The sequence below is a fragment of the uncultured Paraglaciecola sp. genome (assembly GCF_937123705.1).
Lineage (GTDB): Bacteria > Pseudomonadota > Gammaproteobacteria > Enterobacterales > Alteromonadaceae > Paraglaciecola.
This window is the reverse complement of sequence record NZ_CAKZKO010000054.1, coordinates 1-8,350: the sequence shown is the minus strand read 5'-3', so window position 1 is coordinate 8,350 and position 8,350 is coordinate 1. Positions and strand designations below refer to the sequence as shown.

10 protein-coding genes are annotated in these 8,350 nt (G+C 42.1%); all 10 read left to right on the top strand.

Annotation, left to right across the window (positions count from 1 at the left end; translation table 11 throughout):
• Positions 1-315 (top strand): hypothetical protein (locus tag Q0688_RS08760; protein ID WP_299074974.1); only part of this gene is annotated, 315 nt, incomplete at its 5' end.
• Positions 316-322: 7 nt separating this feature from the next.
• Positions 323-4,210 (top strand): PKD domain-containing protein, encoded by a 3,888-nt coding sequence (locus Q0688_RS08755; RefSeq protein ID WP_299074973.1) that lies wholly within the window; start codon positions 323-325, stop codon positions 4,208-4,210.
• Positions 4,211-4,218: 8 nt separating this feature from the next.
• Positions 4,219-5,073 (top strand): hypothetical protein, encoded by an 855-nt coding sequence (locus tag Q0688_RS08750; RefSeq protein ID WP_299074972.1) that lies wholly within the window; start codon positions 4,219-4,221, stop codon positions 5,071-5,073.
• A gap of 5 nt (positions 5,074-5,078) precedes the next feature.
• The gene (locus Q0688_RS08745; protein ID WP_299074971.1) at positions 5,079-6,134 is read left to right on the top strand and encodes a hypothetical protein; all 1,056 of its coding nucleotides are present in this window, start codon (positions 5,079-5,081) and stop codon (positions 6,132-6,134) included.
• Positions 6,135-6,137: 3 nt separating this feature from the next.
• The gene (locus Q0688_RS08740) at positions 6,138-6,848 is read left to right on the top strand and encodes a hypothetical protein (RefSeq protein ID WP_299074970.1); all 711 of its coding nucleotides are present in this window, start codon (positions 6,138-6,140) and stop codon (positions 6,846-6,848) included.
• A gap of 12 nt (positions 6,849-6,860) precedes the next feature.
• A complete protein-coding gene (locus Q0688_RS08735) occupies positions 6,861-7,277 on the top strand; it encodes a hypothetical protein (RefSeq protein WP_299074969.1) in 417 nt (138 codons plus the stop codon).
• A 9-nt stretch (positions 7,278-7,286) separates the two neighbouring features.
• A complete protein-coding gene (locus Q0688_RS08730) occupies positions 7,287-7,616 on the top strand; it encodes a hypothetical protein (RefSeq protein ID WP_299074968.1) in 330 nt (109 codons plus the stop codon).
• Positions 7,617-7,633: 17 nt separating this feature from the next.
• A complete protein-coding gene (locus Q0688_RS08725; RefSeq protein ID WP_299074967.1) occupies positions 7,634-7,807 on the top strand; it encodes a hypothetical protein in 174 nt (57 codons plus the stop codon).
• Positions 7,808-7,812: 5 nt separating this feature from the next.
• On the top strand, positions 7,813-8,067 hold the full coding sequence (locus tag Q0688_RS08720; protein WP_299074966.1) for a hypothetical protein: 255 nt from the start codon (positions 7,813-7,815) through the stop codon (positions 8,065-8,067).
• Entirely contained in the window at positions 8,064-8,261 is a 198-nt protein-coding gene (locus Q0688_RS08715; protein WP_299074965.1) for a hypothetical protein, read from the top strand. Before Q0688_RS08720 ends, Q0688_RS08715 begins: the two co-directional genes overlap by 4 nt.
• Positions 8,262-8,350: the final 89 nt, after the last annotated feature.

Sequence of the window (8,350 nt, the reverse complement as noted above, 5' to 3'; positions counted from 1 at the left end):
CAGAAGATATTGGAACTGCAAGCGGCATATGCTGCAGAGATATACGCAAATATAGACTATGACAGCAAGACTTGGGTTGCTGATGAATTAGCGCAGGACACATTGGCAAAAGTTTTATCACCTGGGAGTGTTCCAGCAGGACAGCATTGGCGGGATGTTACGGAAACGAGTCACACGGTTACGCATAGCTATTTAGAAGGATTGGCGCTTGCAATGTTAACGAGGAACACGCCAGCAGAAGCAAATTTGAATACGAAAATTACATCAGTAAATGCAGCAACAACAGAAGCAGAAGTTAACGCAATAACATATTAGGAATTACATGATTAGATTTGCAGTCATATTACTTTTTTTATTCATTTCAGCGCCTATTTTTGCTGAAACACCTATTGTCTATTCAAAGTGCAAGGCCACTACTGCTACACATACGATTACGCGTGATGTTCTCCTGGGTGACACAAATACAGTTAATGTAACAAAAGAATTCAGAAATTTGGATGTGTATGACGTAATTCCAGATGTTACTAATTTTCTAACTAATTTTTCAGCGCCATGTGATCTTGTTTATCGTGATGCGGCAGGTGTTGAGACTGTTATACATGATTGCTCTACAAGCGGTAGTGTGGTGGGCCAGTCAACATGCGCCGCGCTGGATGGGGCTGTTTCATTCGACGGAACGCAAATTACTTATGCGTTATTTGAAGGTACGTTGTTTAACTTCACGCATAAATTCAATAATAGAACGCTACATAATAATGCGGTAAGCGATAACACAAACCCAACTGAAGTTCTGCCAAATACACAGATTTCAACTACCGGCGCTCATCTTCGCACTTATACGGTAGCTGGTGGTGCAAACTTTGACCTTACTCCGTCCGTTTTAGGCCGTTATGATTCTGGGCCGGCCTACATAGCAAATGGTACGCCGAACGGACGTGTAGCGTTTACTTCTAATCGCACTGGCCATACTACCAATATGGTATTCAGGACTAATACGTCAAGGACTGGGTATGCAATTCATTCAGTTGAACGTGACGGTACAAATATAACGCTTGATAGTCATCATGGTCGAAGTCAAGAGCAGCACCCTATTCAGTTAAAGAATGGAACTCTGGCGTATTCGACTTGGCAGATAGGCGCGGGCATGGCTATGAGAAAAGGAAACAGCCAGCTCTTCGGATCTACAACGCTTGGCAATATGTTCAAGATTTGGGGTCAGCGGTCAGACGGCACTTTGCCATTCCCGATACTTGGACAGCATACAAATGATACGGGTGCGGCAGATCATGGTGAAGATCATAATGCACTGCATAACTGCGCTGAAACGACAGACGGTCGTTTATGGTGTGGTAATTACTACAGACAGAATAATCAAGCGCTCGGCGTTATAACAGGCGTGGTTCCTGAGCCTGCCGGCAGAGAAGGCCAAAACCCGCTTGTTGCCAGCATTAATAATGCTTTCTTCCCGAATGTATCTATTAATCTCGCTGATTGGGCAACTAATCGAGATAATATGCCGATCGATGTATCTGGCTTTCCTTCAACGGTCTTAGATCATCCGACTTATGCCGCGCCGTTGCCGTGGCATCCTAAAATTGGTTTCCCTTTTGCCTTACCATCAAATGTTCTTGGTCTGGTGGTTGGTTCAGGGGCTTGCTCTGTAGTGGCGAATGCCAACGCATTTAATGGGTTAACAGCAAATCCACCATCTCACACAAGCGGTAATGGCGAAGGTGTAATGGGAAATCTGGTTACAGAAGTTTCAAATGCCATGATTGTCGACTCATTATCCGGCGATATACCCGGCTGTAACCTGGGTATTTATAAGACTACTGTAATACCTTCAGTCACTTTCGAAGACTTAACTGTAATTGTTGACACAAAAGAATGGCACGAAATTTATCCTCGCGCAGTAGTTCCTTACACTGATATACACGGCGTAGCGCAACCTGCAACATTGGCTACACCGAAAAGCTCTGATTTACCTACTGGTAGCCCATTTGCAATGCTTGGTTCTGCGTCCATTACTGATAGAGAAACAGAACCGAAAGAAGGTATCCGATCAGACCCATTCGACTTCGCGCATTTACATTCGTTTCACATGCAGGGTACGGATACCATCGATTACACAGACGCTGACTTATGCGGTGTCAGGATTGTCGGTCAATTGCCAAATACCAGCGTCAATGTTGTTAATCAAATAAGTAATGTATTTGGTGAGCGGCAGTGGATATTGGGGGAATTTAATGTAAGAAACAGGCTTGGCAACGGTAACCCAATAATTGATGCTTCGGGTAATGAAGACACAAGTTTTATGGTGAGAATGCCGGCGAACATGTCTTATACGATGGCAGGTTTAGATTGTGATGGCCGTCTACTTAATATGGATCAAACCTGGCAATCACTGAAACCGGGTGAGGAAAAAACATGCGGCGGCTGTCACGTGCATAGTAGAGACACACGTATAACATTTGCTCAGTCGCATGCTGCGACGTCTGGATACGTGCCATTTGTTCTTGGTGAGGGTACCGTGCCATTGATGAATGGACTGGATGGCAATGGTGATCCGATTGTTAGAACAGAAACGGGTTACGGATATTTGCCAGATTTTAACCGGGACATAAAGCCAATATTGCAAGCCAGATGCGTGTCTTGTCATGAAGGCGGTGGCTCGCCTGGGGCCGGGTCAAATCCAAGGCTTGAGGCTGATTTAGTATTAGATAACTATCCCGCTGACAATGAAACAACCACCTCTACTTGGTATAGATTAGTTAAAGACAATAGTCAATCTAATCTTTCCGGATCCCCGCATAGGTTTGGTTCTGCGACATATTTCGCAAGACCTTGGTTGACCAAGTACATGAAAGCATTTGATAGCAGGGGAAGTTTACTATACTGGAAAGCAGCGAACCAGCGCACGGATAATAGAACCGACGTACAGTTTTCTGATGATATCGACTTCGGTGCATCACATCCAACATCAATTACTAATGATGAATTGGGCACCTTGGCCAGATGGATAGAAATGGGTGCGCCTGGTGGATCACAAGAATTGCTGGATACGCATGATCCTACGCTTGTGATGACTGCAACAGTGCCATCTACTGATACGATATCAGAATTGGTAATTGGCACGGTTGATCTTGGTACGGGGATTGACGTTAGCACGCTGAATGTCTGCTTGAGAAACGGCGGTACCTGTACAAACATTGCGCCATCCGCTCAATTACACGGCATTACAACGATATCCATTGGATCGAACATAACCGACATGAATCAGGTTATTGAAGCTTCTGTTAGTGACGTTCAAGGAAACACTACAACCCTTATTCATACCGCGCAGTTCTTGGTCGATGGTGGCAGTTCGGGTACTGGAACGCCGTCTACTCTTGCAATTAATGCCGGTGGTAATGCGACAGTAAACGAGGGCGATACATTCTCAAGAACGGTTACTTTTTCGGACGGGGAAGACACTAATTCAGACGGATGGACGGTAGTTGTTGATTGGAATGGAGTGACTGAAAATATAAACGTCGGCGCGGGATTATCATCATTCAATATCAGCAGATTAATGCCAACTGCAGGAAGTGTTCCGGTAACTGTAACGATTACGGATGACACCGGTGAAACGGCTCAAGGATCATTCACTATAACTGTTAACTCGTCAGGTGGTGGCGGTGGAGATACATTAGTTATCGATACTGGCGGCGATGCATACATTAATGAAGGTGATGAGTTCACAAGAACTGTTTCTGTAACTGATTCAGATGGTAATGGCGGTTCGTACACGGTCGACTGGGGCAGCCTGCAAACGCACAACGGGACGATATCTGCCGGCGCAACATCATTCGATATAACTCGTGTAATGCCGGATGGTGACGCAATAATGACTGTAAACGTAACGGCTACAGATATCGACGGCGGTACAAGTGCGGGATCATTTAATTTAACAACGCTAAATGTAAATCCGAGGGCTGCTGTTACATCAGGAAACACGGTCGCAGTTGATACGCTGTACACATTAACTTACACAGTGAGTGATCCAGGCCAGGACACAATAACATTAACTTCGGTGGACTGGGGAGATGGTACTTTTAATAATGAGCTTACCCACACATACACTCAAGTCGGAGCTTATAAAGTGAAAATACAAGTGATTGACGAAGATGGTGTACACACAATCGCAAGACACACGTTAACAGTTCAATAGGAGAAAATATGTTTGGTAATTATATTCAGCAAGCAGCCACAGGAAGCACAGGGACGATTACTTTGGGCGCGGCATCGGGATCTGATCGTCATGCTATTTCTGACAATGTTCCATTAGGCATGGAGTTTTCGGCAATTGTATCTCTTGGCGATGATCGTGAAATAGGTATTTACAGACTCTTAACTGCAACCACAGCAGCAAGAGTAGCGATTAAAGAAACATTGAAGTCTGGGGTGCTTAACAGAACAAACCCGACTTCTGTTGACTTAACTGCAGGCGGTGGAACTATTCAGGTCGCAACAGAAGCAGGCAGCTTTATTTCTGCATCAAGTGGTGATTGTTACGATGATGGGACAGGAATAGTCGGCAGAACAAGCTTAGGTGATTATGATTTAGCTAATGCTAATGTTGGGATAGGCAATACAAAGCATATGTATCCTTATATTCGTAGCATTTCTGGTTTTGTTTCCTCAGCAAGCATAATTGTAGGAGTTGCTGCAGCGCAGACTGTTAAGATAGCTGCTTACGAAAAATTAAATAATGGTGAAGTCGGTACATCTTACGGAGAATTTACATCATCAGGTGCATTAGATGTTTCAACGACAGGAAATAAGACAGCAACACCTGCAAGCCCAATATTCATTCCTTCCGGTGAGTTATACCTAGCATTGATGGCTTCTGCTGCCGGATGTTCATTAAAAGGTGTAACAGGGCCAGGAGGGTTTTGGCTAGGCGCTAATTCTTCAGGTGTGCCCACTGGGTCATTATTCAGAACCGGAGATTTTGCAAACTTCACAGAAGACGAATCATCTAGCAATTGGGTACGCGATGCTAACCGAGTAACGATATTTCTTAATGGGTAATTAATATGCTTGGAGAACTAGTATTAGGCGAGGGCGTTCTTGGTGATGACGTAGGGACTTCAGGTTCTCCCACGCCTACACCAACGCCGACGCCGACTCCCACGCCGACTATAACCGTCACATTTAAACATATTAGTATCGTAGATACTGGCGTAAAGATCGCTAGTGGCGATACTTCAACGGTTTTACGTTTTATTGCTGCAGATTCGGAAGGAGAATTATTAACTGATTTAACATCATTCGGCGTTTTAAGAATCAGAGGAAACGGCGCACCCGTTGAAATGACTTCGCCTACTGTTACGCAGATTAATAAAACGACATTGCCCGGATGGTATGAGTTGTTGTGTGATGAAGATACTACTATATCTGTGGGTGCTGATTTCGAGAATATAGATTTTTATATCAGTCATGCATCAATGCCGAGTATACCTTTGAGAGCTCATATATACAGACCTAAATTGACGGAAGGATTCACGTTAGCTGTTGATAATACAGGGCGGTTTGCTGCTTTACCTGATATTGCAAATGGGTGGATAACTAATACCGGTATAGCAGCAGACGTATTGCCTGCCAACTTTAATCAGTTAAGTATAGAGCTAACAAGCGGAAAAATGCAGTTAACTGATAATAGTCTGCAAGATGTGGCTTTAGCTCTAGGTTATGATCCTGCCGGTGTTAATGCTCTTGCTTTAATAAGTATTTTGAGTAGATTACCTGCTGCTTTAAGTGCAGGCGGAAATATTATGTCTGATATGCAGGAGATTGCGGGTAGTGCTGATACTAACAATCGATTTGCTCAAGCTGTTGACGGCAATACATTATGTGTTGTTGGTTCAGGTTCAACGACCACATCAATAGTTACATCTTCATGTGATCCAGTTGGCTCTGTTGTTGATCAGTTTGCCGGCAAATCTGGAACGTTTACCAAAGATACTTCAACGGTAGCACTTAGAGGAAGTTCATTCAGAATAACTGCGAGTACGGCTAGTGCGAATCCTGTGCTAACAGTTACAGATTTGAAAGCTATACCTGCAAACAATGATGTCTTTACAGTTCTTTAAAGAATGGAATTAACATATCCAGGATCAAGTGGCTTCGGGGTTGGATTTTTCAGCCCATTTACTTCTGTAAGTACAATAAACTTAACAGCTTCACTATTTAATGATCCTGATCAATTTTATTCTCATGATGTTTCGCTTATTGGATCGTTGCAGAGCATTAGTCATTCGATTTATCTAGATAGCGATGAATTTTATGTACATACAGTTTCACTTTCTGGATCAGTTCAGACTCTTAATCATTCATTATATTTAGATAGTGATGAATTCTATGCGCATGCAGTATCTATTCCAGTATTGCAGCAAAGTCTTGTTCACTCTTTATATTTAGATGATGAAGAATTCTTCAGCCACACTGTATCAGTTGAAGGTTCACAGCAAAATTTAATAGCATCTTTATATTTTGACAGTGATTTATTTTTAACTCATTCATTGATTCAAGATCAACAACTTGTATCTTCATTATTCAATGATAACGATCAATTCTTTAATCATTCATTATCACTTGTTGGTTCGACGATAGATTTAGATGCTTCTCTATTTATAGATGTTGATGAGTTCTACAACCATACTTTAATTCAAAATATGGTTCTATCTACACATTTGTTTCTTGATGATGATGAATTTTATGATCATGTGATGACTGTAGAAGTAGTAATAATTACACCTGATTCAAGGATTTACAAAGTGCCTGGCAGGAAAAATATTTTAAATTAATAGGAGAATAAAATGGCAAATGCAGTGTACCCACTCTGGAAGCAAGAACTAATGAAGCATACAGCAAATACTCAGCTTAATTCAGCAGAAGGTGCTACAGGCGTTTATGTTGCTTTGGTTGATACGGGCACATATACGTATTCTGACACACATCAGTTCTATAGTGACCTATCAGGGATAGTTGGTACCGATCAAGAAATACTTAATAAAACACAAGTTGGCAGGATATTTGATGGAGACAATGTAACTTTTCCGAGTGTTGGTGGTGCGAGTGCTGAAGCTCTGGTTTTTTATCGCAGAAACGCAGGAGCAAACACAACATGGCCGGTTGTAGCATATCTAGACACAGGTGTAATAGGTCTTCCAGTTACGCCAAATACAGGAGATATACAGTTGAGTTTTGATGCCCAGGGAATATTCGGGTTATAAGGAAATCCTATGGCATTTATAACGTTAGAGCCTAAAGATCCAGACTCAGGAGGCATCGACTATATGGTGGATCTTGCTTCCCTGAGAAATGGAAGAGGCATAGAAAACTATCTTCAGGACGGGGAATTCATTGATGAGCAAGAAACTCCGATTGATGTTTTTTCTGATGATCCATTGCTAACCATAGATAGTTTTTATGTGACTGATTCAAATTCGTCTATAACGATAATATTGTCTGGCGGTTCCGTTAATACATTTTCATCCGTAACAGCAAGATTTAAAACAAGTCTTAACAGGCAGGTTGATAGATCATTCAGAATTTTCATAAAAAATTTATAACCAATACAGGCAAACAAATGGATACGAATCTATTGATGTGGATTGGAGGTCAGCTTGTTATGGCTGCTGCAATTTGGGGCGGTATACGCTCTGATATTAAGAGTATGCATATGCGCATTGATGGAGTCGAAAAGTCAGCAGGTGATGCGCATAGGCGTTTAGATGCGCATATAGACAAAACCAGAGGTTAATCAATATGGCAATTAAAAAAGAACTACGAGATCAATCATTGCATTTTGTTGCAGGATTCGGAATAACTTGGTTGCTGTCTTTATTCATGCCAGTTATAGCGGCTGCATTATCTGTTATGTCTGGTGCTGTATTGAGAGAAAAACTGCAGCATAGGGATAAAAAATTATTTGAATTAGGAAAAGGCAGCATGCTTGATTTGATGTTTTGGGCATTAGGTATTTCATTGGCAATTGGGCTTAAATTATCGGGGGTATTGTGAGTACAGATAGAGAAAGTGTGGAAGAAGAACGGGTAGAGAAGCATCGTCAGCTTAAAGAGATGTATGCGCAGGAAATGAGGTCTTTTTGGAAAAAACAAAAGGATGAATACATTAATTTCTTCAAGAATTGCCCGCAAACTGGTAGATATATTGCTGTATTTATAGCCGGCGTATTTTTCTGCATTATCTGGTAAGGAGGTCAAACAATGTGGAATTTTTTGCAGCCGATGATAAGCCCGATTGTTGGGAAATTGATTGATTTAATACCCGACAAAAATGCCAG